The organism is Oxalobacteraceae sp. CFBP 8761 (assembly GCA_014841595.1).
GTDB lineage: Bacteria > Pseudomonadota > Gammaproteobacteria > Burkholderiales > Burkholderiaceae_D > Telluria.
In genome coordinates this window covers 25,937-51,152 of sequence record JACYUE010000003.1, presented here as the reverse complement: position 1 = coordinate 51,152, position 25,216 = coordinate 25,937, and the positions used below count along the sequence as shown (strand labels likewise).

Sequence of the window (25,216 nt, the reverse complement as noted above, 5' to 3'; positions counted from 1 at the left end):
TTGCAACTTCCACGTTGCCGCTGTGTGTCGCAGGCACACTTTCCATGGCGTTCACGTCATGTCTCTCACGTATTCCAACGATGGCTAACCGCGAAGAACTGGCGATCATCCGCAATGCCCGTGCCGGCCAGGTGGCAGCCCAGCTCGCGCTGGGCAAGCTGTACTTGTTTGGCAGCAGCAGCTTGCCGCAAAGCCTTCCTACCGCGCTGCACTGGCTGGAGCGCGCGGCGCGGCAAGATTGTCCGCCAGCCTGGCAATTAATCGGCAACCATATCCCGCTTGAATTAGCGCAGCGCGACGCAGCAGGTGTGTCGCAGTGGTACGAACGCGCGTATGACGATGGCAGCGTGCATGCCGGCCTCGTGTTTGCGCAACTGGTGCTCGATCCCCTGGCGCCGGCCGCGCAACAGCAGCAGCCCAAAGCCGTGCGTGCGCTCGAAGACGCCGCGCGGGCCGGGTTTTCGCATGCCCAGGTGCTATTAACCCGGCAACACGAGCAGGCCGCCAGCAGGGCGACAGTCAAGCCGGCCATGGCGGCGCGTACGTCGGCGGCGCAGGGGGCGCTGCATGGCGCGCGGCCCGCGCCGGCGCAGTACGCCGCCATGGCGCAGCATGCAGGCCTCGACGCCCTGTGGTTCGCGCGGCGCTGGGCCGATTATTTGCAACTGGCGTTACCGCAGGCGCGGGCGCTGGTCGATGAGCACGGCGAGCGCGGCCAGCCCGGCGAACTGCGCCGGTTGGCGCCGGACGAAATCGCGCTGCTGTCGCGTTGCGCGCGTCTGATGGATCCCGCGCTCGATGGGGTCCATGGCGTCGATGGTGTTGGTGATGTAGGGGGGGCCGGCGCTGCGCCGGTGCCCTGCGATCCCGGTGAGCTGGCCATCTTCTGGGAACTGGCTGCCGCCGAACACGATCCCCACGCGCAACTGGCGCTGGGCCTGCGTTCTGCCCGCATGCGGGTGGATGGCCGGCGCATTGGCAGTGGCGATGCGCGTGCTGCGCACGTGGCCAATTTCAAACGGGCAATCCGTTGGCTGACACTGGCGGGCGAGCAGGGGCTGGCCGAGGCGTGGTACGCGCTGTCGCGCATCTGTATCAAGCCAGAATTCTCACAACGTAACGTGGCCGATGCCCAGCGCTACCTCGAACGCGCGGCCGAGATGGGGTATCGCGATGCCCAGCTCGAATGCGGCCACATCGCCTGGCGCGCGCGCCGCGAAAACGAAAACAACGATGTGCGGGCCGTGTACTGGCTGCAAAAGGCGGCGCAGCAAGATGCGCCGGACGCGGCCGGTCTGCTGCACAAGATCGCGCCGCGCCTGACCACCACACCATACACCGACACGGGTGCCTTGCTGGCGCTGCACGCCGGGGCGCTGGCGGGGCATCCGCTGCTGGCGGCGCGCCTCGAACTGGCGCAGCTGTTCAACCTGTCGCGCCCCGAAGCCCTGCTGCTCGATGTGGTGGCCGCCGACCAGGGCCACTGCCTGGTCATCGATATCCGCGCCAGTTACGGCCGCAGCAAGCGGCGGTTGGTGATGGTGGCGCCGGGGCCCGAGCGCCAGGCGCTCGACCGCATCGTGCGCCTGTTCGAGCCGGTCGATTGTGGCCCGGCCGGGCCGGAAGGTAACTACCGCCAGCGCCTGTACCGATTGCGCACGCTGCTCAACATTGCGCAGCCTGGCAGCGACGACGGGGCCGGGACCGACGTCGGATTGGCGGCCTGACGCGCGTGTCGTTCAATCAAGGCACGGCCGCCTGACTTGGCGGCATCAGGCTCAGATCTCGACTTCGCCTTCAAACACCGACACGGCCGGGCCGCTCAGATACACCGGCTGATCCGGGCCGGCCCAGGCGATGCTCAGCTCGCCACCACGGGCCGAGACGCGCACGGGCGAATCGAGCAGGCCGCGCCGGATGCCGGCCACGACCGCGGCGCAGGCGCCGGTGCCACAGGCCAGCGTCTCGCCCGCGCCGCGCTCGAACACGCGCAAGCGGATATGGTGCCGGTCGATCACTTGCAAGTAGCCGGCATTGACGCGTTTTGGAAAGCGCACGTGGCGCTCGATCAGCGGACCCGTCTCTTCCACTGGCGCCGCATCGACATCGTCGACCACCTGCACCGCATGCGGATTGCCCATCGACACGACCGACACGAAGACGGTCTCATCGCCGACCGGCAATGGCCAAAGTGTGTCGTCGCCCTGGACCATGCCGGCCAGGCCGGCCTCGTCGAACGGCACGTCGGCCGGCACGAGGCGCGGCGCCCCCATGTCGACCGTGACGCTGCCATCGTCTTCCAGGCGCGGATTGATGATGCCCGACATGGTCTGGACGCGAATGCTGCGCGCCTGTGTCAGCCCCTTGTCGACGACAAAGCGCACGAAGGCGCGCGAGCCGTTGCCGCACTGTTCGACCTCGCCGCCATCGTTGTTGAAGATGCGATAGCGAAAGTCCACGCCAGCGTCGGTCGGGCGTTCCACGACCAGGATCTGGTCGGCGCCGATGCCGAAGCGGCGGTCGGCCAGACGGCGCCATTGCGCAACGCTCAAGTCGACTTGCTGGTTGATTGCATCGACGACGATGAAGTCGTTGCCGGCGCCGTGCATCTTGGTAAATTTCAGTTTCATGGCTTCAATCGTACAGCGAAGGTTCACCCGGCGGCCGGGTTTTAAAGCGTTTGTGGGTCCAGAAATATTGTTCCGGCGCCTCGCGCACGCGCTCTTCAATGAAAGCGTTCATGCGGCGGGTCGCTTCGACCATATCGTCACCCGGGTAGTTGTCCCAGGCCGGATAAAAGCGCACGCGCCAGCCCTGGTAGTTCGGCAGGTAGGTGGCGATCACGGGGATGACCTTGGCGCCGGTCGTGCCGGCAATGCGGCCCAGCGCGGTCAACGTCGCGGCCGGCACGCCGAAGAACGGCACGAACTCGGCATCCTTTTCGCCGAAGTCCATGTCGGGCAGCATGAAGTAGGGCAGGCCGTCGCGCAGTGCGCGCAGGATCGGCTTGATGCCTTCCTTGCGCGTGACCAGGCGTACCGGGCCGTAGCGTTCGCGGCCGTGACGCAGCAGGCGGTCGAAATCGGCATTCTTTTGCGGCACGTACATGCTGCACACCGGAATCACACGGGCACCGATGCCGGCCACGTCGAGGCACACGAAGTGCGGACACAGCAGGATCGTCGGGCCGTCCTGCATGGCGGCCAGCGGTACCGACGGTTCGATCTGGATCAGGCTGCGCACGCGTTCTTCCGGCGCCCACCACAGGATCGAGCGCTCGAAGATGCTGCGGGCGTAGGCGCGGAAATGCTGCTTGGCGATCGTACGGCGTGCCCGTTCATCGAGCTCGGGCAGGCACAGGCGCAGATTGGTCAGCGCGATCTTGCGGCGCTTGCCCAGGATCACGAACATCAGGCTGCCGACCGCTTCGCCGAAGCGCCCCAAGATGGGCAATGGCATGAAATGCAGCAACCACATAAATCCCAGCAAGATCTTCATGGTGCGACCTCGGTGTCAGGGCCCGCCACGCCGTCCGGCTGCTTGTAGCGGTTATAGCTCCAGAAATACTGGGCCGGCGCACGGGCGATCAGTTGCTCCATCGCGCGGTTGATGGCGGCTGCCTGCTCGGCACCCGTGCCCGACAGGTCACCATCGAATTCGACGAAGCGCACGATGTAGCCGGCGCCATGCGCACGGCGCTCGGCATACACCAGCAGAATGTCGGCCTTGCCGAGCTGGGCCAGCTTGGCCGGCAGCGTCATCGTGTAGGCATTGCGGCCGAAAAATGGCGCCCAGACGCCTTCGCCTTCTTGTGGCACCTGGTCTGGCAGCAAGCCGATCGGCTGGCCGCCCTTGAGGGTCTTGGCCAGGATGCGCACGCCGGACAGATTGGCCGGCGCCAGATGCAGGTTGTGACGCGCACGGGCGCCTTCGACCAGTGGCTTCAATGCGCTCTTGCGCGGCGGGCGATACATGACCGTCAACGCCGTGCGCAGCGCGATTTGCTGCGCCGTCATTTCAAAGCAGCCCAGGTGTGGCGTAAGAAAGACAATCCCGCGACCGGCGTCGAGCCGCGCCTGGACCAGGTCCCAATTCTCTACTGTGGCATGCCTGGCAACCCGCTCCGGGTTGGCGCACCAGACGAACGCAAGCTCGATGGCGGCCTTGCCGGCCTCGGCCACGGCCGCGCGCCAGTGGGCGTCATAGCCGGCCTGAACCAGGTTGGCGCGCAGGCGCTTGCGATACGATGGCGACAGGCCATACACCAGCCAACCCATCGCTGCGCCCAGGGCGTGCAGGAGTGGCAAGGGAAAAACGGAGAGTATCCGGAAAAGTACAACTAGCATGTCGATTGTTGGGTAGCGGACGCCACGCGCGTTTCCACACCAAAATTCCAAGGAAGCGTAAAATACCACTTTATGCAGGATCCGCCGAGTTAACAGACAACTTGCGAAGCGGAATATAAATGTCGCTAAAGCGTCGCAGGCTCAGTTTGCTGCGGCAGAATTATGACCCGTAACAGGAGCCTTCATGTCGAACGACTACCTCTTTACCTCTGAATCCGTTTCCGAAGGCCACCCAGACAAGGTGGCTGACCAGATTTCCGACGCCATCCTCGATGCGATCCTGACCGAGGATCCAACCGCCCGCGTCGCTGCAGAAACGCTGTGCAATACCGGCCTCGTCGTTCTCGCCGGTGAAATCACCACCCACGCCAACGTCGACTACATCAAGGTCGCACGTGACACCATCAAGCGCATCGGCTACGACAATACCGATTTCGGCATCGACTACAAAGGTTGCGCTGTCATGGTCTGCTATGACAAGCAGTCGCCGGACATCGCCCAGGGTGTCGACGAAGGCAAGGGCATCGATCTCGACCAGGGCGCCGGTGACCAGGGCCTGATGTTCGGCTATGCCTGCGATGAAACGCCAGAGCTGATGCCAGCTGCCATTTACTACGCGCACCGCCTGGTCGAGCGCCAGTCGCAGCTGCGCAAGGATGGCCGCCTGCCATGGCTGCGTCCGGATGCCAAGTCGCAAGTCACGCTGCGCTACGTCGATGGCCGCCCGGTGGCCGTCGACACCGTCGTGCTCTCGACCCAGCACCATCCTGACGTGACGCACGCGCAGATCGAAGAAGCCGTCATCGAAGAAATCATCAAGACCACGCTGCCGCGAGAGTGGCTCAAGGACACCCGCTTCCTGGTCAACCCGACCGGCCGCTTCGTCATCGGCGGTCCGCAGGGCGATTGCGGCCTGACCGGCCGCAAGATCATCGTCGACACCTACGGCGGCGCAGCCCCGCACGGCGGCGGCGCATTCTCGGGCAAGGATCCTACCAAGGTCGACCGTTCGGCTGCCTACGCGGCCCGCTACGTGGCGAAGAACATCGTCGCCGCCGGTCTGGCGCGTCAGTGCCAGGTGCAGGTCAGCTACGCCATCGGCGTGGCGCGTCCGATCAATATCACCGTGTACACCGAAGGCACCGGCGTGATCCCGGACGACAAGATCGCAGCGCTCGTCAACGCGCACTTCGACCTGCGTCCGAAAGGCATCGTTCAGATGCTCGACCTGCTGCGTCCGATCTACACCAAGACCGCCGCCTACGGCCACTTCGGTCGCGAAGAGCCGGAATTCACGTGGGAACGCACCGACAAGGCAGCCGAACTGCGCGCAGCGGCCGGCATCGCCTGAGTTCCTGACGCGCACACCGCGACCGCACAGCGAACCCCAAAAATTGCCCTGCAGTTTTTGGGGTTTTTTCTTGCCCATTGCACTAGAAGGACGCCATGCAGGTACTACCCATCTATCAAGTCGATGCCTTCACAGACCGGCTGTTTGGCGGCAATCCGGCCGCCGTCGTCGTGCTGGACGCGTTTCCCGACACGGCGCTGATGCATGCGATCGCTGCCGAAAACAACCTGTCCGAGACGGCGTTCCTGGTACCGCATGACGGGCAGTACCGGCTGCGCTGGTTCACCCCGCTGGTTGAAATGCCGCTGTGTGGCCATGCGACGCTGGCGAGCGCGGCGGTTGTCATGGAACGGCTCGAGCCCGGTCGTACCGAGGTCGTGTTCGACACGGCGAGCGGTCCGTTGCCGGTGCGGCGTTCAGCAACCGGCTATGTACTGAATTTCCCTGCTCGCACACTCGTGCCGGTGGCGGCACCGCCCGGCCTGGCGGCGGCCCTGGGTTGCCATCCGCACGAACTGCTCGACGTCCTCGACGATGGATTCGGCTATACGGTGGTGCTGGCAGACGCACGGGCCGTGCGCGAACTGGCGCCGGACTTCAACGCCATCGGGCGCCTGCCACGGCCTGGTCTGGCCGTGACGGCGCCCGGCGATGGCGACTACGATTGCGTCAGCCGCTACTTTGCCCCGGCCAAGGGCGTGCCGGAAGATCCCGTCACGGGCAGCGCTCATTGCGCGCTTGCGCCATACTGGGGCGAGCGGCTGGGCAAGACGACACTGCGCGCCTTCCAGGCATCGCGCCGCGGCGGCGAACTGGCGTGCCGGCTGGTCGACGGCCGCGTCGAGCTCGAAGGTGGATGCGTGTTGTATCTCGAAGGCCGCATTACCGTCTGAATTACCCGCTTTCATTTCACAGGAACCCCCATGCTCAAAATTCTCGGAAAAGCTGCCTCGCTCAACGTGCGCAAGGTCTTGTGGACCTGCAGCGAACTGGATATCCCGTTCAAGCGCGAAGACTGGGGAACTGGCTTCCAGCCTCCCCAGCAGGAAGCCTTCCTTGCGCTCAACCCGAACGCGACGGTGCCGGTCATCGTCGATGGCGACTTCGTGCTGTGGGAATCGAACGCGATTTGCCGCTACCTGTGCGCCAACAGCGCCGAACAACACCTGTTGCCGCCCACGCCCCGCGCCCGCGCACTGGTCGAGCAATGGATGGACTGGCAAGCCACCGAACTGAACAATGCCTGGCGCTATGCGTTCATGGGACTGGTGCGGGGCAGCCCGGCGCACCGCGATCCGGGTCAGATCGCGGCCAGCATTGCGAGCTGGCACCGGCATATCGGCATCCTCGAACGCCAGCTGGCCACCACTGGCGCCTACGTCACGGGTGCGCAATTCTCGCTGGCGGACGTCGTGATCGGCCTGTCGGTCAACCGCTGGCTGCTCACGCCGATGGAGCGGCCACACTATCCGGCCGTGCTCGCTTACATGGAACGCCTGAATGAACGTTCAGGATTTCGCACGTTCGGCGCTAACGGCGAGCCGTGAAGCCCGAACCGCCGGCCGCCGGTGTCGGGTCACGCCGTGTACCGGTGCTCGTCCAGGCAAGCATATCCATTGCGGATCAGGCGTGCTAAACTACTTCGTTCCGAGGAGCGTTGCGACTGAAAGACTCCTTTCAGCCAGGCTCGGATATCAGCAACTGCGCTCACGTTACTTTTTTCTAATCATTGAAAGGAGGGCGTGATGAACGCCGTACTCAAAGAAACTGCCGACTATCTGGTCGCCGACATTTCCCTGGCCGCCTGGGGCGAAAAAGAAATCCGCATCGCTGAAACCGAGATGCCGGGTCTCATGGCCATCCAGGAAGAATACGCTGCCACGCAACCGCTCAAGGGCGCGCGCATTGCCGGCTCGCTGCACATGACGATCCAGACCGCCGTGCTGATCCGCACGCTGGAAGCACTGGGCGCCACCGTGCGCTGGGCATCGTGCAATATCTACTCGACGCAAGACCATGCTGCCGCGGCCATCGCCTCGGTCGGCACGCCAGTGTTCGCCGTCAAGGGCGAAACCCTGGACGAATACTGGGAATACACCCATCGCATCTTCGAATGGCCAGGCGACAGCCACGCCAACATGATCCTGGACGATGGCGGCGATGCAACCCTGCTGCTGCACCTGGGCGTGCGCGCTGAAACCGATATCTCGGTGCTCGACAAGCCGGGTTCGGAAGAAGAAATCTGCCTGTTCAACGCAATCAAGGGCCGTCTGGCACGTGATCCGAAGTGGTACTCGAAGCGTCTGCCAGAAATCAAGGGCGTGACCGAAGAAACCACGACCGGCGTACACCGCCTGTACCAGATGCACCAAGAGGGCAAGCTGGCCTTCCCGGCCATCAACGTCAATGACTCGGTCACCAAGTCGAAGTTCGACAACCTGTATGGTTGCCGCGAATCGCTGGTCGACGGCATCAAGCGCGCGACTGACGTCATGATCGCCGGTAAAGTGGCTGTCATCGCCGGTTACGGTGACGTCGGCAAGGGCTCGGCCCAGGCCATGCGCGCATTGTCGGCGCAGGTGTGGGTCACTGAAATCGATCCGATCTGCGCACTGCAGGCGGCGATGGAAGGCTACCGCGTCGTGACGATGGATTACGCGTGCGAACACGGCGACATCTTCGTTACCTGCACCGGCAACTACCACGTCATCACCGAGCAGCACATGCTCAAGATGAAAGACCAGGCCATCGTCTGCAATATCGGTCACTTCGACAACGAAATCGAAGTTGCCGCGCTCAAGAAATATGAGTGGGACAACATCAAGCCGCAGGTCGATCACGTCATCTTCCCTGATGGCAAGCGCATCATCCTGCTGGCCGAAGGCCGCCTGGTGAACCTCGGTTGCGGTACGGGTCACCCGTCGTACGTGATGAGCTCGTCGTTTGCCAACCAGACGATCGCCCAGATCGAACTGTTCATGAACACCGAGCAGTATCCGGTGGGCGTGTACACGCTGCCGAAGAAACTGGACGAAAAAGTCGCGCGCCTGCAACTGCGCAAGCTGAACGCCCAGCTGACCACGCTGACCGACGAGCAAGCCAAGTACATCACGGTGAGCCAGGACGGTCCGTACAAGCCGGAACACTACCGCTATTGATCAGTCCCTGACTGTGCAGTAGTCTCTGTTGTCATGTGAAACGCCTTTCGGGGCGTTTCGTTTATCCAATTCCACGAAAGTCTGTAACGATGCGCCTGTTAATCACCTGGCTGATCAATGCCGCGGCCCTGATGGCCCTGCCTTACCTGATGCACTCCGTCGAAGTCTCGAGCGTCGGCACCGCCCTGATCGCGGCGCTGGTGCTGGGCCTGGTCAATACGCTGATCCGGCCCGTGCTGGTGCTGTTGACGCTGCCAGTAACGCTGCTCTCGATGGGCCTGTTCATCCTGGTCATCAATGCTGTGCTGTTCTGGCTGGTGGCGAACGTGGTGGGTGGTTTTGAAGTTGCCGGTTTCTGGTCGGCCTTCCTGGCAGCCATCCTGTACAGCATCATTTCGTGGGCGCTTTCTTCCTTGCTTCTCTCCGACAAAGATGGAAACTCCTGATTTCAGTATCGAGTTCTTCCCGCCCAAGACGCCGGAAGGTGCCGAGAAACTGCGCGTGACGCGGGCCAAGCTGGCCGAGTTGCAGCCGAAGTATTTCTCGGTGACGTTCGGTGCCGGCGGCAGTACCCAGCAGGGTACGCTGCAGACGGTGCAGGAAATCCAGGCCGCCGGCCATGAAGCTGCGCCGCATCTGTCGTGCGTGGGCGCCACGCGCGAGTCGATCCGCGCCGTCCTCAAGCAGTACCAGGACAGCGGTATCCGGCGCATCGTGGCGCTGCGCGGCGACTTGCCGAGCGGTTACGGCGGCGCCGGTGAATTGCGCTATGCCAGCGACCTGGTCGAATTCATTCGCCAGGAAACCGGCGACTGGTTCCGCATCGAAGTGGCGGCCTATCCCGAAATGCACCCGCAGGCACGTTCGCCGCAGGACGACCTGCAAGCGTTCGCGCGCAAGGTGAGCGCCGGGGCCGACGCCGCCATTACCCAGTACTTCTACAATGCCGATGCGTATTTTTCGTTCGTCGACAATGTGCGCAAGCTGGGCGTGACGGTGCCGATCGTGGCCGGCATCATGCCGATCACGAACTACATGCAGCTGATGCGGTTCTCGGACATGTGCGGCGCGGAGATCCCGCGCTGGGTGCGTCTCAAACTGGCCAGCTTTGGCGACGACAGCGCGTCGATCAAGGCCTTTGGCCTGGATGTCGTCACTGGCTTGTGCGAAAAGCTGCTGGCCGGCGGTGCGCCGGGTCTGCATTTCTACAGCATGAACCAGGCAGTGCCGACGACGGCGATCTGGCAGCGGCTCAGGCCTTGAGCTGCTGAAGGTAGCGTGGACGGCGGAGCCGTCCACGCGTTCAACCGATGTTCGATACGTTAGTGCACATCACGCTTCGGTAATCACCCGATCGAGCGGCACATCGTGCGCGTCGCCGACAAACTCGACCAACTGGCACGCATACGCGATGCCCACCGTGCTCGGGCGCGGCTCGGGCGCCAGCGTCCGGTCATAAAACCCGCCGCCATACCCCACGCGATACCCCAAAGTATTAAACCCCAGGCACGGCACCAGCAATGCCGGCGGCCGCGCCACCATGCGTAACTCGGCTGGCACCGCCACGCCCATCCGGTCGGCCACGGTCGGCTCGCCCGGCTGCCACTCGGCAAATTCCAGCGCCGCATGGCGCGCCACGACCACGGGTAGCGCCAGTCGTACGCCTGCCGCCGCCATTTCCGCGTACGCTGCGCTCAGGTCCGGCTCGCCCGCGAGCGGCAAGTAGACGGCCAGCGAGGCGTGGGGATTGGCTTGCCACCACGCCAGCACCCGCGCGCCAATGCGCTGGTCCCATGCGGCTTTCTGTTCAGGATCAAGCGCACGCCGGCGTGCCTTGAGTGTGTCGCGCAACAACGCCTTGTCTTGATGTGGTTGCTGTAGAGCACTTGTGTCTGGGTGCGGCACGGAGGCGCGTGGTATTCTTGGTTCGCCGGTCATGGTTTCAATGCAGCGTATTGTGAGAGTGGTGGATGTTTCAATCGAAATTGCCTGTCGGCGTGTTGCCGGCTGCTATTGCCCTTGTTCTGAGTCTGGCGTTTGCGCCAGGCGCAGCGGCCCAGGAAGACCCGGAAGCACCCGCGCCCGAGGTAGCACTGTCCCCCGTTCCGGCGGGTGCGCCTACCGTGGCGGGCGCCGCCAGCCGCGCCGACGACGACAACTTCATGTTGCTGCGCGAAGCGGCGCGCCAGAGCGACGAAGCGCGGGCCAACGCCATTGCGTCGCGCCTGCCGGTGACCAATTACCTGCTGGCGTCCTACGTTGACTATTATCGTCTGAAACCGCGCCTGCGCGATGCCATCCAGGACGAGGTGCTGCAAGTGCTGCGGCGCCACGAAGGCACGGCGGTGGCTGAACAGCTGCGCGCCGAATGGCTGATGGAGCTGGGCAAGCGCCGCGAATGGAACACCTTTGAACGCGAAGCGGGCACGCTGGCCCAGTCCGGCAGCCTGCCGATCCGCTGCTACGCGCTGCTGGCCAGGGCCGAGCGCGGCGAGCGCGTCGCCGACGAAGCGCGCGTACTCCTGAAAACCCCTGCCGGCTATGGTGACGCCTGCGGCGCCCTGATTGCGCAGCTGGTGGCCAATGGCCAGTTCACCGAAGCCGATCTGCTCACGCAGCTGCGTCTGGCGGGCCTGGACAATGCCAGCGGCCCGGCGCGCCGCGCTGCCGTCTTGCTCGGTTTACCCGAAACCCGGGCCACCCAGGCGGTCGACCTGCCCGCCGTGGCGATGGCGCGCGGGATCGGCAACAGCCGCGCCGAGCGCGAGCTGTACCTGGTTGCCGTGGGCCGCATGGCGCGCACCACGCTGCGCCTGGCCGTGGCTGGGCTCGAAAAGAACAGCGCCCAATTGACGCCCGAAGAACGCGCGATCGGCTGGGCCAATGTGGCGCTGGCCGCCTCGATCGTGCTGGCGCCCGAAGCGCACGCGTATTGGGAACGGGCGAATGGCGCGCCCCTGAGCGACTTCCAGATGCAGTGGAAGACGCGCATGGCGCTGCGCCGCGGCGACTGGAAAACCGTGCGCACCACGATCGAAACGATGCCGCCGGCCCTGCGCGCCGACTCGACCTGGGTCTACTGGCTCGGGCGCGCGCACCAGGGCGAAGGGCGTCCGGCCGAGGCGCGCGCGCAGTGGCAGAGCATCGCCGGCCAGACCACCTTCTATACCCAGCTGGCCCAGGAAGAGCTGGGCAACCAGGTCGTCGCGCCGCCCCCGATCGCGCCGATCACGGCCGCCGAACTGGCCCAGGCCACGGCGAATCAGAGTCTGCAACGGGCCATCAAATTCTACGATCTGCGTCTGCGCGCCGAAGGCAACCGCGAATGGAGCTGGGGTCTGCGCAATCTGTCCGAACGCCAGTTGCTGGCCGCTGCCGAGCTGGCGCGCCGCAACGAGCTGCTCGACCGCATGGTCGAGACATCGCTGCGCACGCGCACCGAGTTCAGCTATGACCAGCGCTTCCCGGCGCCGCACCTCGACGTATTGCGGCCCACGGCCCAGGGCCTGAGTCTCGACAAGGCCTGGGTGTATGGCCTGATCCGGCAAGAGTCGCGCTTCATCCGCGATGCACGGTCGGGCGTGGGCGCATCGGGCCTGATGCAGGTGATGCCAGCCACCGGCAAGTGGGTGGCGGCCAAGATTGGCCTGAACAACTTTGTCACGAGCATGCTCAACGACCTGCACGTGAACATCACGCTCGGCGCCAACTACATGACGATGGTGCTCAACAATTTTGAAGGCTCGCAAGTGCTGGCCACGGCCGCCTACAACGCCGGCCCGAGCCGCTCGCGCACCTGGCGCAGCCGGCTCGACGCGCCAATGGAAGGGGCGATCTTCGTCGAAACCATCCCGTTCACCGAAACGCGCGGCTACGTGCGCAACGTGATGGCCAACGCCACCAATTATGCGTCGATCTTCGAAGGCAAGCCGCAGTCGCTCAAGGCGCGCCTGGGCACGATCACGCCGCGGCCATCCACGTCCGTGCTGGATTGACAGGCTGACCAGGCCGCGGTTCGCCCGGTCGCCGGGCGAGCGCCTTGACAGCCGTGGCATTGGGCCGCAAGCTGATGTCGATTACCGCAGCCGTCCCGGGCTTTCATGCGCCGCCCGGGACGCCCTTCGCCACGTACCCGACGAGACCCCATGCAGACCATCGAACGCGACCCGATTCTCACGCACACCCTGGACCAGACCCGCAGCCCCGGCTTGACGCTCATCATCGGCAACAAGAACCTGTCGTCATGGTCGATGCGCCCCTGGGTCGCGGCCATGGCGTTCGGGATTCCGTTCACTGAAATCAAGGTCTTGCTCGACCAGCCCGATACGTCCAACGAGATTGCCCGCTACTCGCACGCGGGCCGCGTCCCGGTGCTGCTGGCCGGCGAAATGACGGTGTGGGACAGCTTGGCGATCACCGAATACCTGGCCGAGCAATTTCCTGACAAGCATATGTGGCCGCAGGACGTGGCGGCGCGCGCGCTGGCGCGCTCGATCGTGGCCGAGATGCACGCCGGCTTCGGCGAACTGCGCAGCGCCATGCCAATGAATATCCAGGCCCGCCTGCCGGGCCGCGGTCGCACGCACGGCGCGCAGGCCGACATTGGCCGCGTCTGCGAAATCTGGGAAGACTGCCTGTCGCGCTTCGGCCATCACCAGTTCCTGTTCGGCGCGTTCTCGGTTGCCGACGCTTTCTATGCGCCGATCGTGCTGCGTTTCCAGACCTATGGCGTGATGCTGGCCCCGGCGCTGCAAGCGTATTGCGAGCGCGTGCTGGCCCATCCGGCCGTGGCGCGCTGGGTGAACGAAGCGATGCTGGAAAACCACCCGACGCCGTTGCACGACGCCGATTTGCCGGAGTAAACAATGCGCAGTTATGTTGTCGGCGGCGCCGTGCGCGATGCGCTGCTCGGGCTGCCGGTCAAGGACCACGACCACGTGGTCGTGGGCGCCACGCCCGAACAGATGATCGAGGCCGGCTTTCGCGCCGTGGGCAAGGATTTTCCGGTCTTTCTGCACCCGAAAACGCACGAGGAATACGCGCTGGCGCGCACCGAGCGCAAGACCGCGCCCGGCTATCACGGCTTCGTGTTCCATGCGGCGCCCGATGTCACGCTCGAACAGGATCTGGTGCGGCGCGACCTGACCATCAATGCGATGGCGCAGGGCGAGGATGGCGTGATCGTCGACCCGCTGGGCGGCCGCAATGACCTGGAAGCACGCCTGTTCCGCCACGTGTCCGACGCCTTTGCCGAAGACCCGGTGCGCATCCTGCGCGTCGCGCGCTTTGCCGCGCGCCTGCCCGAATTTAAGGTGGCTAACGACACCAATGTCCTGATGCGCAAGATGGTCGAGGCGGGGGAGGTCGACGCCCTCGTGCCCGAGCGCGTCTGGCAAGAGCTGGCGCGCGGCCTGATGGAACGCCAGCCGTCGCGCATGCTGGTCGTGCTGGACGAGTGCGGCGCACTGGCGCGCCTGTTGCCCGAGCTCGATACGCAAGAGCGCACGCTGCGCGTCATCGACACCGCCGCGCAGCAGGATCACCCGCTGGAGATCCGTTTCGCGGCCCTGATGCGCGACGTTGGCACGGCGGCCGTCGAGGCGGTGTCCAAGCGCTTGAAGGTACCCAATGAATGCCGCGACCTGGCCCTGATGACGGCGCGCGAGCATGGCGTGCTTGCGCAGGCACGCGAACTCGATGCCGACGCGCTCGTCACGCTGTTCGAGCGCAGCGATGCCTTCCGCAAGAGCGCGCGCTTTGTCCAGATGCTGCTGGCCACGCGTTGTCACGCCAAAAATACTGAACACGACCCGGCAGGGGACTGGCTGCTGCAAGCCCTTGGCGCGGCGCGTGGCGTGGACGCCGGTGCCGTGGCGGCGCGCTGCGACCAGCGCGACCGAATTGCCCAGGCCGTACACCAGGCGCGCGTGGAGGCAGTGGCTGCCATTTGTAATAAAGTGTGAAAAACCGCTCTGTAGAGCGTCACAGTTACATGTAGTTACACCCTGCGTACAGTGTGGGCCAGCGGTTTGTTATTCTTCCACATGGTCAATTGTTGCGTTGGAGAAAAACGATGTTCAGGATGCTGGTACGGCGGGTAGGGAGCTGGCTACGGCGCCGCCGCCTGTTATTGGCGAGCCTGGCCGTCGTATTGATGAGCGCACTGCTGGTCTTTCTGTACACCCGCACCGAGGTGATCGACCCCGAAGTGCGCAGCAACGTCCTGCTCAACCTGCGCGAATTCGAAAAGCTCGACGCCGAATGGGACGCCAACCTGCTGCGCGCCCACACCGGCCGCGCCAGCGTCCGGCCCGACCTGAGTTCGCAACTGCCGCGCATGCGCATCCTGATGGCGCGTCTGGAGCAAGCCGCGCCACTGACCGGCAGCCGCGCCGCCACCGAGGCCTGCGCCGATCTGCGCACGGCGCTGCGCAACAAGGAAATGCTGGTGGCCGAGTTCGCGCGGCACAATCCGCGCCTGCGCGCAGCGCTGCTGCACATGCCACCGGCGGTGGCCGACCTCAAGACCGAAATTTCCGGCATCGAAGGCGCGCTGGCACCGGCCCAGTTCGTCGTGCGGCTCGATACGACCCTCAATGCGCTGCTGACCGACATCCTGCGCTACAACATCGCCCCATCGCCCGCGCTGGCCAGCCGTATCGAAGAAATCCTGGGCAATGTCGCCGCCCAGGAGATCGCCTTTTCGCCCGCCGTCGTCGACAAGATGGACGCCGTGATCCTGAGCAGCCGCGTGATCCTCGAAAAGCGGCCGCTGGAAAACCTGCTCGAAGCGCAGATTGCTGCCGTCGGCAGCGACATCGTGCTCGACCGCCTGGAGCAGGAATTCGAGCGTTCGTTCACCACCGTGCTGCTCGAGCGCCAGCGTTTTCGCGGTTACCTGGCGGCGTATTCGGGCCTGTTGCTGGTGCTGCTGGCCTATGCCGGTGTGCGCCTGCGCCGCAGCTACCGTATCATCGGCGTCGTCAACCGCCGCCTGCAGGCGGCCAACGAAACGCTCGAGCAGCGCGTGGCCGAGCGCACCGCCGAGCTGCAGGCGCAGTCGGTCCAGCTCGAGCGCCTGGCCCAGCACGACAGCCTGACCGGCCTGATCAACTACCGGCAACTGACCCGCCTGCTCGAACGGGCGCTGGCCCGGGCCGACCGTCGCGACAGCGTCGTGGTGCTGATGTTCATCGACCTGGACGGCTTCAAGGCAGTCAACGATACCTGGGGCCATGCGACCGGCGACCTGGTGCTCAAGACCGTGGCGCGCCGCGTGCAGGCCAGGCTGCGCGCCGAAGATGCGCTGGCGCGCCTGGGCGGCGATGAATTCGTTATCCTGCTCGAAGACGTGACGTCGCGCGACGGCGCGCTGCGCGTGGCGCGCCTAGTGCTGGCCGAAATCGAATCGATCACCGAGGCCGATGGTCATGCCATCAGGATCTCGGCCAGTATCGGCATCGCCAGCGCGCGCGGCCAGATGGGCGCGGCGCGCGGACAGGAAGCGTTGCTGGCCGAGGCCGACCAGGCCATGTACGCCGCCAAGCAGGCTGGCAAGGGCCGCTTCGTCGTCAGCGAGCAGGCGCAGTGGCGCGACGAAGACGAGCCGGCAGGGCCAGCGCCGGAGCAGGCGCGGCGCGAGCGTCCGAAGGAGGGCGCCGTCGGCAGCACTGGTACGGGCACAGGGACAAGCAAGGCAGACGCCGACCGGATCGGCTAAGATTTACGGGCGACATCGACTGGTTGTCGCGCACGGGAAGGTGGGAACATGCTGGACAATCCATTACGCCGCTGGTTACAGGGCTTGCGCGGAAAAAAGGGGCAGCCGCCGGTCCTGGTCAAGGAATTGCACGAGCGCGACCGCCGCCGCGTGCTGCGCCATCTGCTCGCGCTCGACAAGGATGACCGCCTGCTGCGCTTTGGCAGCATGATGTCCGACGACGGCATCACGGCCTATGTCGGCAAGCTCGATTTCGAGCGCGACATCGTCTTTGGTGTCGTGAGCAATGTGTTCCAGCTGGTGGGCATGGGGCACCTGGCGTTCGCGCCGACCGAAGGGCGCACCGGCACGGCCAAGGCGCAGGTGGCCGAGTTTGGCGTCTCGGTGTCGGCCTCGGCGCGCGGGCAGGGCGTGGGCACGCGCCTCTTCCAGCGCGCGGCGATCCACTGCCGCAATTCGGACGTCGACACGCTCTATATGCAGTGCCTGACGTCCAACAAGACGATGATGCATATTGCAAAGAAAGCCGGGATGGTCGTCACGCGCGAATACGGCGAGGCCGACGCCCACCTCGAATTGCCGCCGCCCAGCCCGGGCAGCGTGATGGCCGAGGCGTTGGAGGAACAGTTCGCGGCGATCGATTACACGGTCAAGGCCAACACGCGGGCCGCGGTGAAGTTTTTCACGCCACGAAAGCCGCGGCAGTAACTCACACCAGCGGCATCGCCGTTGTTTCCTTGATCCGCTGCAGCGCAAAGCTCGACTTCACGTCCAGCACGGCCGGATGCTTGAGCAGCGTGCCCATCATGAAGCGCGAGAAGTGGTCCATGTCGCCCACATGCACGCGCAGCAAAAAGTCCATGTCGCCCGTCATCGCATAGCAGGCGACGACTTCGGGCCAGCTGCCCACCGACACCGCGAAATCGTTGCGGGGCGACGTTGCGGGCAAGCCCGGCTGGCGCGTGGTACTGGCCACTTCGCTGTGCTTTTCCAGGCGCACGTTGACGTAGGCCAGCAAGCCCAGCCCGATCTTGTCCGAATCGAGCAGCGCCACGTACTGGCGGATCACGCCCGCTTCTTCCAGCCGCTTGATGCGGCGCAGGCATGGCGACGGCGACAGGTTCACGCGCTCGGCCACATCCTGGTTCGACAACCGGCCATCGTTCTGCAAAATCTCCAGGATTTTACGATCTGTTTTATCCAGCTCAATCTTTGACATACCATCCCCACGTCCGTCTTTTGTATGGCAATTTTATTGCGCAATTCAAGAAGGAGGGGGAATTGTTTGGAATTTAATGCTGGGGGGGCAGGTCTATACTGGCGCAAGACGGGAGACCACTCCCGCCAAGAAGCGAGATGCAGGAAATGCACCGCTTCCGGCAACCGCCACCAGTTTCTTGGAGACACAATGAACGCACCCCTGGACCGCGCCCACCTGGCGTCGCCGTCGCCCGCATCCGCACCTGCACAAGACATCACGCTCGACGACAAATGGACGCTCGAGCGCGGCCGCGCCTTCATGACCGGCACGCAGGCGCTGATCCGCCTGCCGATGCTGCAGCGCGAGCGCGACGTCAAGGCCGGCCTGAACACGGCCGGCTACATCACCGGCTACCGCGGCTCGCCCGTCACCTCGGTCGACCAGACCGCGATGAAGGCCAAGGCGCACCTCGACGCGCACCACGTCAAGTTCCATCCCGGCATGAACGAAGACCTGGCGGCGACCGCTGTCTGGGGCACCCAGCAAACCAATCTGTACAAGGACGCGAAGTACGACGGCGTGTTTTCGATGTGGTACGGCAAGGGCCCGGGCGTCGACCGCTGCGGCGACGTGTTCAAGCACGGCAACAACGCCGGCTCGTCGCAATACGGCGGCGTGCTGGTGCTGGCCGGCGACGACCACGCGGCCAAATCGTCGTCCACCGCGCACCAGTCCGACCACATCCTGACCCACTGCGGGATCCCGGTGCTGTATCCGTCGTCGGTGCAGGAATACATCGATTTCGGCCTGCACGCCTGGGCCATGAGCCGCTACACGGGCCTGTGGGTATCGATGAAATGCGTCACCGACATCATCGAGTCGGGTGCTGTCGTCGATCTCGATCCGGACCGCGTGCAGACCGTGATCCCGACCGACTTCCAGCTGCCCGAGGGCGGCCTGAACATCCGCTGGCCGGACGCCGTGCTGGATCAGGAAGTTCGGATGAGCAATCACAAATGGTATGCCGCGCTGGCCTATGCGCGCGCCAATAAGCTCAACCGTATCATCTGGGACAGCCCGCAGCCGAAGATCGGCATCATCACCGCCGGCAAGAGCTATCTGGACACGCGCCAGGCGCTGGCCGACCTCGGCATCGACGAGCAGGCCGCGCAGGACATCGGCCTGCGCCTGTACAAGGTCGGCATGACCTGGCCGCTCGAAGCCGAAGGCGTGCACGAATTTGCACGGGGCCTCGATGAAATCCTGGTGGTCGAAGAAAAGCGCCAGGTCATGGAATACGCGCTCAAGGAAGAGCTGTACAACCTGCCCGACGGCGAGCGTCCGCGCGTGGTCGGCAAGTTCGACGACACGGGCGAGTGGAGTAACAAGAACCGCATGGGCCACGGCGACTGGCTGCTGCCGGCCACGTACGAGCTGAACCCGGCGCAGATCGCGCGCGCGATCGCCTCGCGCATCGGCCACTACTGCGCCGGCCACCCGGTCGCCGAGCGCGTCGCGCAGCGCATCGCCTTCCTCGAAGCCAAAGAGCTGGTGCTGCGTAACATTCCGGCCAAGCCGAACCCGGAAACCGACCGCATCCCGTATTTCTGCTCGGGCTGCCCGCACAACAGCTCGACCAAGGTGCCGGAAGGCTCGCGCGCGATGGCCGGTATCGGCTGCCACTACATGGTGCTGTGGATGGACCGTGAAACGTCGACCTTCACGCACATGGGCGCCGAAGGCACGACCTGGATTGGCCAGTCGCCGTTCACCGACGAGAAGCACGTGTTCGTCAATCTGGGCGACGGCACCTACTTCCACTCGGGCATCCTGGCGATCCGCGCCGCGGTGGCGGCCAAGGTCAACATCACCTACAAGATCCTGTACAACGACGCGGTCGCGATGACGGGCGGCCAGAACGTCGACGGCCCGCTCGACCCGGGCATGATCAGCCGCCAGATCGCAGCCGAAGGCGTCACGCCCATCATCGTCGTCACCGACGAGCCGGACAAATACCCGAGCGACTACGCCTGGGCGCCCGGCACCACGGTGCGTCACCGCTCCGAACTGATGGACGTGCAGCGCGAACTGCGCGAGATGCCGGGCGTGTCGGCCGTGATCTATGACCAGACCTGCGCCTCCGAAAAACGCCGGCGCCGGAAGAAAGGCGAATTCCCCGACCCGGCCAAGCGCGCCGTGATCAACGAAGCCGTCTGCGAAGGCTGCGGCGACTGCTCGGTGCAGTCCAACTGCCTGTCGGTCGAGCCACTCGAAACCGAACTGGGCCGCAAGCGCCAGATCAACCAGTCCTCGTGCAACAAGGATTATTCGTGCGTGTCGGGCTTCTGCCCGAGCTTCGTCACCGTCGAAGGCGGCGGTCTGAAAAAGCCGAAAAAAGCTGCAGCGTCCGACGCGGCGCCACCCGAGCTGCCGGAACCCGTCATTCCATCGGTCGCCACGCCATTCGGCATCCTCGTGGCCGGCGTGGGCGGCACCGGTGTTGTGACGGTCGGCCAGATCCTGGCGGTGGCGGCGCACGTCGAAGGCAAGGGCGCGATCGTGCTCGACCAGAGCGGCCTGGCCCAGAAGGGCGGCCCCGTGATGTCGCACGTGCGCCTGGCCGAACACCAGGCCGATCTGCATTCGACCCGCGTGGGCACCGGCAGCGCCGACCTCGTGATCGGCTGCGATCAGATCGTCACGGCCAGCCGCGATGCCTTGTCGCGCATGGGTGAAGGCCGCACCTGGGCCGCCGTCAATTCGAGCACCGCCACCACGGCCGCGTTCGTGAAGAACCCGGACTGGCAATTCCCGGCCGAAGGTTCGCGCGGCGCGATCGAGCAAGCCTGCGGCAAGGCCAACGTCGAATTCCTCGACGCTGGCAGCATCGCCACGGCGCTGCTGGGCGACGCGATCGCCACCAATATGTTCATGCTCGGCTACGCGTTCCAGAAGGGCCGCGTGCCGCTGCGCGAAGCCTCGCTGCTCAAGGCCATCGAGCTCAATGGCGTGTCGGTCGCGTTCAACAAGGCGGCCTTCAACTGGGGCCGCAGCGCGGGACATGACCTGGCAGCTGTCAGCAAGTCGGCGATGCCGGCCAAGGTGATCGAGTTCAAGCGCATGCAGACGCTCGACGATGTCGTCAAGCGCCGGGTCGAGCTGCTCACGGCGTACCAGGACGCGGCGTATGCGGGCCAGTATACGGCCTTCGTCGAGCAGGTCAGGGCGCAGGAAGCGCGCCTGGGCAAGGGCACCCGCCTGTCGGAAGCCGTGGCGAAGTACCTGTACAAACTGATGGCGTACAAGGACGAGTACGAAGTCGCGCGGCTGCACACCGATCCGGCGTTCCGTGAAAAAATCGCCAACATGTTCGAAGGCGATATCACGCTCAAGTTCCACCTGGCGCCGCCGCTGCTGGCCAAGCATGACAAGGAAGGCCGCGCCATCAAGCAGGAGTTTGGCCCGTGGATGATGCGCGCGTTTGGCGTGCTGGCGAAGTTCAAGGGCCTGCGCGGCACCGCGTTCGACGTGTTCGGCTACACCGCCGAGCGCCGCGTCGAACGCGCCCTGATCGGCGAATACCGCGCGACGGTGGCGGCGCTGCTGCCCAAGCTCACGGAGGACAACCTGGCGCAGGCCGTGGCGGTGGCCAGCATTCCGGAAGATATCCGTGGTTACGGGCATGTGAAGGAACGGCACCTGAAAGCGGCGAAGGCAAAAGAAGCGGCGCTGCTGGCGGCATTCCATGCGCCGGTGGGCGCGGCGCCGCGCGCGGCCTGATGGTGTTTTGATCACGCCGGCGCGGCATACGCGCCGGCGTTGTCTGATGGATGCTTGTCGGCTTGGCATGCTTCGTTGTCGCCTGGCCTCACCTGTGACAGTTGGTGGTGTTGTGCACGAAAACCGCCGTCTATAATCATCTGCATGAGCCCGACATTCTCTCTCCCGCACAAGGCAGTTTCCGTCCGTCTGATTTCCGGCGCGCTCGCTGCGCTGTTCGCTCTCGCCGGCTGCGGCGGCGGTGGGGGCTCGCCCGGTGTCGGCGCCCGTCCACCCGTGGCGGACACGGCGCCGGTGACGCCGGCCCCGACCCCAACCCCGACCACCAGTGGCGCCACGCCGGAAGACCTCAATCCCAACCTGCTCGGCGACGCCTACGGCACTTACTGGAACAAGTGCGCGGTGCCGCGCACGGGCTTTGACGCCAGCGGCAAGGCATATCCCGATGTGCAGGGCACGCTGCTGGACGAACTCAAATTTTTGCGTGCCTGGACCAACCAGTACTACCTCTGGTACAACGAAGTCCCGAACACCTACAAGATGGCCGACTTCAAGAGCGCCATTGCCTATTTCGACGTGCTCAAGACGCCGGCCGTGACGGCCACCGGGCAAGCCAAGGACCGCTACCACTTCACCTATCCGACCGCCGAATGGGAAGCGATGCAGACCCAGGGCATCGATCTGGGCTATGGCATCACGTGGTCGCGCAACGCGAACGGCACGGCGCCGCGCACCTGGCTGATCACGGCCGTGGAACCGGGTTCGCCGGGCGCGGCCGCGGGCCTTCTGCGCGGTGACCAGCTGACGAAGATCGATGGCATCGACTTCATCAACACGACCGACGCGGCATCGATCGCGCGCATCAACGAGGCCCTGTTCCCTGAGACGGCCGGCAGCGCGCACCGCTTCACGCTGCAGCGCGGCGGCGTGCCGTTCGAGGCGACGATGACGGGCGCCGACGTGCGCATCGCACCGGTCAAGAACGTCAAGGTCATCGAAACCGCGAGCGGCAAGGTCGGTTACCTGACCTTCGACACCTTCAACGCGGTTTCCGAAAAACAGCTGATCGATGCGTTCACCACGTTCCGCCAGGCCGGCGTGAACGACCTGGTGCTCGATATCCGCTACAACGGTGGGGGCCTGCTGTACCTGGCCAGCCAGCTGGCGTATATGGTCTCGGGGCCGGAGTCGACCAATGGCAAGGTGTTCGAGCAATCGCAGTACAACGACAAGTTGCCGCGCGAAGCGCCACTGCCGTTCCGCTCGACTGCGTGGGGCTTCGCTTCGAGCAACCCGGTGCGCACCGGCACGCCGCTGCCGACGCTGGGCCTGAAACGCGTGACGGTGCTGAGCACGGCCGGCACCTGCTCGGCCAGCGAATCGGTGATCAATGGCTTGCGCGGCGCCGATGTCGAGGTCATCCAGATCGGCGGCACCACCTGCGGTAAACCGTATGGCTTCACACCGGTGCCGAACTGCGGCACGACGTATTTCTCGATCGAGTTCAAGGGCGTCAACAACAAGGGCTTTGGTGACTTCACCGATGGCTTTGCGCCGACCTGCCAGGTCAGCGACGACCTGACGCGGCCGGTGGGCGACGAGAGCGAAGGCTTGCTGGCTGCTGCGCTGACCTACCGCGCCACGCAGGCGTGCCCGGTCTCGACCACAAGCCGCGCCCGCGTCGTGCCGATGGAAATCGTGCGGCCTCAGGTGAAGGAAATCGCAATCAGGCCAACGCCCGGCGCACCGCCGCGCTGAGCAGAACGGCCGTATTGACGGGCGGCGTGGCTAATTCGGCGCGCCGCCCTTTGTGTTTCCAGAACTTAACTTTGCGTCAAGAACACGTCTATAATCGTCGGCTTTCCTGTCACCTGCCGGAGCTTCTCGATGATTCGTTCTGCGTTACTGCTGGCCCTGCTGTCTGCATTCCCTCTGGCGCACGCCGCTACCCCCGACCTGACGACGATTTCGGAACGCTCCGGCTTCCAGGCCACCGGCCGCTACGATGAAACGATCGCGCTGTGCGCCGCGTTTGCGCAGGCGTATCCGAAGCAGGTGCAGTGCATCGACTTCGGCATCACGCCGGAAGGGCGCCCGATGAAGGCGCTGGTGGCCAACAACAACGGCGTGTTCACGCCCGCGGCCGCCAAAAAGGCGGGCTTGCCTGTCACGCTGATTCAGGGCGGTATCCACGCCGGCGAGATCGACGGCAAGGATGCGGGTTTCCTGGCGCTGCGCGAGATCCTCGAAGGCCGCGCGGGCAAGGGCGCGCTCGACAAGCAGGTGCTGCTGTTCGTGCCGGTGTTTAACGTCGACGGGCACGAGCGCTTCGGCAAATGGAACCGCCCGAACCAGCGCGGTCCGGTGGAAATGGGCTGGCGCACCACCGCCCAGAACCTGAACCTGAACCGCGACTACCTGAAGGCCGATGCGCCGGAAATGCAGGCGATGCTGGGCCTGGTGAACGCGTGGGATCCGCTGACGTATGTCGATCTGCACGCGACCAACGGCGCCAAGTTCCAGCACGATATCTCGATCCAGGTCGAGCCGGTGTACTCGGGTGACCCGGAATTCCGCAAGGCCGGCCTGGCGCTGCGCACCAATGTCATCAAGGACATCGCGAAAGAAGGCTCGACGCCGCAGTCGTACTACATGTCGTTCGTGAAGCAGGACGATCCGATGTCGGGCTTCGAGGACAGCGTGTCGGATCCGCGGTTTTCAACCGGCTACTTCCAGCTGCGTAACCGCATGGCGATGCTGGTGGAAACGCACTCGTGGAAAGAATACCCGGTGCGTGTGCGCATCACCCGCAACACCGTGGTCTCGGTGCTGAACCAGGTCGCAAAGCACGGCGCGGACTGGCAAAAGGCGGCCTACGCGGCCGACGCGCGCGCCGCAAAACTGGGCAACAAGAAGGTGGCGCTGAACTACCGCACCACCGACAAGACCGAGATGGTCAATTTCAATGGCTACGAATACACGCGCAAGCCATCGGAAATTTCGGGCGGCCTGATGACGCGCTACGATGAAACCAGGCCGCAAGTGTGGCGCGTGCCGCTGCGCGACGAGGTCGTCGCCGATGTGGAAGTGACCGCACCGGGCGCCGGCTACATCGTGCCGGCGGCGCAGGCCGCCATCGTCGGCGAGAAGCTGCGCCAGCACGGCGTCGTGTTCCGCAAGCTGGACCAGGGCGTTGCGCGCGCCAACGTCGAGACTTTCCGCGCCGACAAGGCCACGCTGGACGCGGCCTCGGTCGAAGGGCACCAGCGCCTGACGGTCACGGGCAAGTGGATGGCGGAGCCGCGCGCGGTAACGGCCGGCTCGCTGTTCGTGCCGATCGCGCAGCCGAAGGCGCGGCTGGTGGTGGCCATGTTCGAGCCGCAGGCGCCCGATTCGCTGCTGGCCTGGGGCACGTTCAACACGGCCTTCGAGCGCAAGGAATACATGGAAGACTACGTGGCCGAGGACGTGGCGCGCGAGCAGATGGCAGCCGACCCGAAAGTGGCCGCCGAATTTGCGCAGCGCCTGGCGTCGGACCCGGCGTTTGCCAAGGATCCGCAGGCGCGCCTGGCGTTCTTCGCCAAGCGGCATTCATCGTATGACGAGCGGTTGAATCTGTATCCGGTGCTGCGCACGGATACGGCGCTGTAACCTGGTCCC

General features: G+C 64.9%; 20 protein-coding genes and 1 riboswitch. Of the genes, 15 read left to right on the top strand and 5 right to left on the bottom strand.

Going from position 1 to position 25,216, the window contains the following annotated elements; translation table 11 throughout:
* The first annotated feature begins 80 nt into the window (after positions 1 to 80).
* Positions 81 to 1,727 carry a sel1 repeat family protein gene (locus IFU00_18160; protein ID MBD8544205.1) on the top strand — a complete coding sequence of 549 codons (1,647 nt, stop codon included), beginning with the start codon at positions 81 to 83 and terminating at the stop codon, positions 1,725 to 1,727.
* A 51-nt stretch (positions 1,728 to 1,778) separates the two neighbouring features.
* Here the strand turns inward: IFU00_18160 and dapF are convergent, their stop codons facing one another.
* From dapF to IFU00_18145, 3 genes are read right to left on the bottom strand one after another with little or no spacing between them, the layout of a single operon-like run.
* Positions 1,779 to 2,630: a diaminopimelate epimerase gene (dapF, locus tag IFU00_18155; GenBank protein MBD8544204.1), complete on the bottom strand. Its 852-nt coding sequence runs from the start codon at positions 2,628 to 2,630 to the stop codon at positions 1,779 to 1,781.
* A gap of 4 nt (positions 2,631 to 2,634) precedes the next feature.
* Entirely contained in the window at positions 2,635 to 3,498 is an 864-nt protein-coding gene (locus tag IFU00_18150) for a lipid A biosynthesis acyltransferase (protein ID MBD8544203.1), read from the bottom strand.
* Entirely contained in the window at positions 3,495 to 4,346 is an 852-nt protein-coding gene (locus IFU00_18145; protein MBD8544202.1) for a lysophospholipid acyltransferase family protein, read from the bottom strand. Before IFU00_18145 ends, IFU00_18150 begins: the two co-directional genes overlap by 4 nt.
* Before the next feature lie 184 nt (positions 4,347 to 4,530).
* On the opposite strand from IFU00_18145, the gene IFU00_18140 reads away from it, so the two are divergent.
* The 6 genes from IFU00_18140 to metF all read left to right on the top strand — a co-directional run bounded on the left by IFU00_18140 (position 4,531) and on the right by metF (position 10,118).
* Positions 4,531 to 5,697 (top strand): methionine adenosyltransferase, encoded by a 1,167-nt coding sequence (locus IFU00_18140; protein MBD8544201.1) that lies wholly within the window; start codon positions 4,531 to 4,533, stop codon positions 5,695 to 5,697.
* Positions 5,698 to 5,792: 95 nt separating this feature from the next.
* A complete protein-coding gene (locus tag IFU00_18135; GenBank protein MBD8544200.1) occupies positions 5,793 to 6,590 on the top strand; it encodes a PhzF family phenazine biosynthesis protein in 798 nt (265 codons plus the stop codon).
* 30 nt (positions 6,591 to 6,620) lie between these two features.
* Complete coding sequence (locus tag IFU00_18130) at positions 6,621 to 7,244, top strand: glutathione S-transferase (GenBank protein MBD8544199.1); 624 nt, start codon at positions 6,621 to 6,623, stop codon at positions 7,242 to 7,244.
* Positions 7,245 to 7,340: 96 nt separating this feature from the next.
* Positions 7,341 to 7,413, top strand: a riboswitch (S-adenosyl-L-homocysteine riboswitch).
* Between the two features lie 29 nt (positions 7,414 to 7,442).
* Positions 7,443 to 8,855, top strand: a complete 1,413-nt coding sequence (locus tag IFU00_18125) for an adenosylhomocysteinase (protein MBD8544198.1) — start codon at positions 7,443 to 7,445, stop codon at positions 8,853 to 8,855.
* Positions 8,856 to 8,944: 89 nt separating this feature from the next.
* A complete protein-coding gene (locus tag IFU00_18120; protein ID MBD8544197.1) occupies positions 8,945 to 9,301 on the top strand; it encodes a phage holin family protein in 357 nt (118 codons plus the stop codon).
* Positions 9,288 to 10,118, top strand: a complete 831-nt coding sequence (gene metF, locus IFU00_18115; protein ID MBD8544196.1) for a methylenetetrahydrofolate reductase [NAD(P)H] — start codon at positions 9,288 to 9,290, stop codon at positions 10,116 to 10,118. The genes IFU00_18120 and metF overlap by 14 nt, the downstream gene beginning before the upstream one ends.
* Positions 10,119 to 10,187: 69 nt before the next feature.
* Here the strand turns inward: metF and IFU00_18110 are convergent, their stop codons facing one another.
* Entirely contained in the window at positions 10,188 to 10,793 is a 606-nt protein-coding gene (locus tag IFU00_18110) for a 5-formyltetrahydrofolate cyclo-ligase (GenBank protein MBD8544195.1), read from the bottom strand.
* Between the two features lie 32 nt (positions 10,794 to 10,825).
* Here IFU00_18110 and IFU00_18105 point away from each other — a divergent pair, with 32 nt between their 5' ends.
* From IFU00_18105 to IFU00_18085, 5 genes are all read left to right on the top strand, one after another.
* Positions 10,826 to 12,850 (top strand): lytic transglycosylase domain-containing protein, encoded by a 2,025-nt coding sequence (locus IFU00_18105; GenBank protein ID MBD8544194.1) that lies wholly within the window; start codon positions 10,826 to 10,828, stop codon positions 12,848 to 12,850.
* A 150-nt stretch (positions 12,851 to 13,000) separates the two neighbouring features.
* Positions 13,001 to 13,717: a glutathione S-transferase family protein gene (locus IFU00_18100; protein MBD8544193.1), complete on the top strand. Its 717-nt coding sequence runs from the start codon at positions 13,001 to 13,003 to the stop codon at positions 13,715 to 13,717.
* Positions 13,718 to 13,720: 3 nt separating this feature from the next.
* Positions 13,721 to 14,818 carry a multifunctional CCA tRNA nucleotidyl transferase/2'3'-cyclic phosphodiesterase/2'nucleotidase/phosphatase gene (locus IFU00_18095; GenBank protein MBD8544192.1) on the top strand — a complete coding sequence of 366 codons (1,098 nt, stop codon included), beginning with the start codon at positions 13,721 to 13,723 and terminating at the stop codon, positions 14,816 to 14,818.
* A gap of 110 nt (positions 14,819 to 14,928) precedes the next feature.
* Entirely contained in the window at positions 14,929 to 16,575 is a 1,647-nt protein-coding gene (locus tag IFU00_18090; GenBank protein ID MBD8544191.1) for a diguanylate cyclase, read from the top strand.
* 48 nt (positions 16,576 to 16,623) lie between these two features.
* Complete coding sequence (locus IFU00_18085; GenBank protein MBD8544190.1) at positions 16,624 to 17,283, top strand: GNAT family N-acetyltransferase; 660 nt, start codon at positions 16,624 to 16,626, stop codon at positions 17,281 to 17,283.
* A 1-nt stretch (position 17,284) separates the two neighbouring features.
* Here the strand turns inward: IFU00_18085 and IFU00_18080 are convergent, their stop codons facing one another.
* Entirely contained in the window at positions 17,285 to 17,794 is a 510-nt protein-coding gene (locus IFU00_18080) for an Lrp/AsnC family transcriptional regulator (GenBank protein ID MBD8544189.1), read from the bottom strand.
* A gap of 189 nt (positions 17,795 to 17,983) precedes the next feature.
* Here IFU00_18080 and IFU00_18075 point away from each other — a divergent pair, with 189 nt between their 5' ends.
* From IFU00_18075 to IFU00_18065, 3 genes are all read left to right on the top strand, one after another.
* Positions 17,984 to 21,556, top strand: a complete 3,573-nt coding sequence (locus tag IFU00_18075) for an indolepyruvate ferredoxin oxidoreductase family protein (GenBank protein MBD8544188.1) — start codon at positions 17,984 to 17,986, stop codon at positions 21,554 to 21,556.
* Positions 21,557 to 21,700: 144 nt separating this feature from the next.
* Complete coding sequence (locus IFU00_18070; GenBank protein MBD8544187.1) at positions 21,701 to 23,314, top strand: PDZ domain-containing protein; 1,614 nt, start codon at positions 21,701 to 21,703, stop codon at positions 23,312 to 23,314.
* 129 nt (positions 23,315 to 23,443) lie between these two features.
* Entirely contained in the window at positions 23,444 to 25,207 is a 1,764-nt protein-coding gene (locus IFU00_18065) for a M14 family metallopeptidase (GenBank protein ID MBD8544186.1), read from the top strand.
* Positions 25,208 to 25,216: the final 9 nt, after the last annotated feature.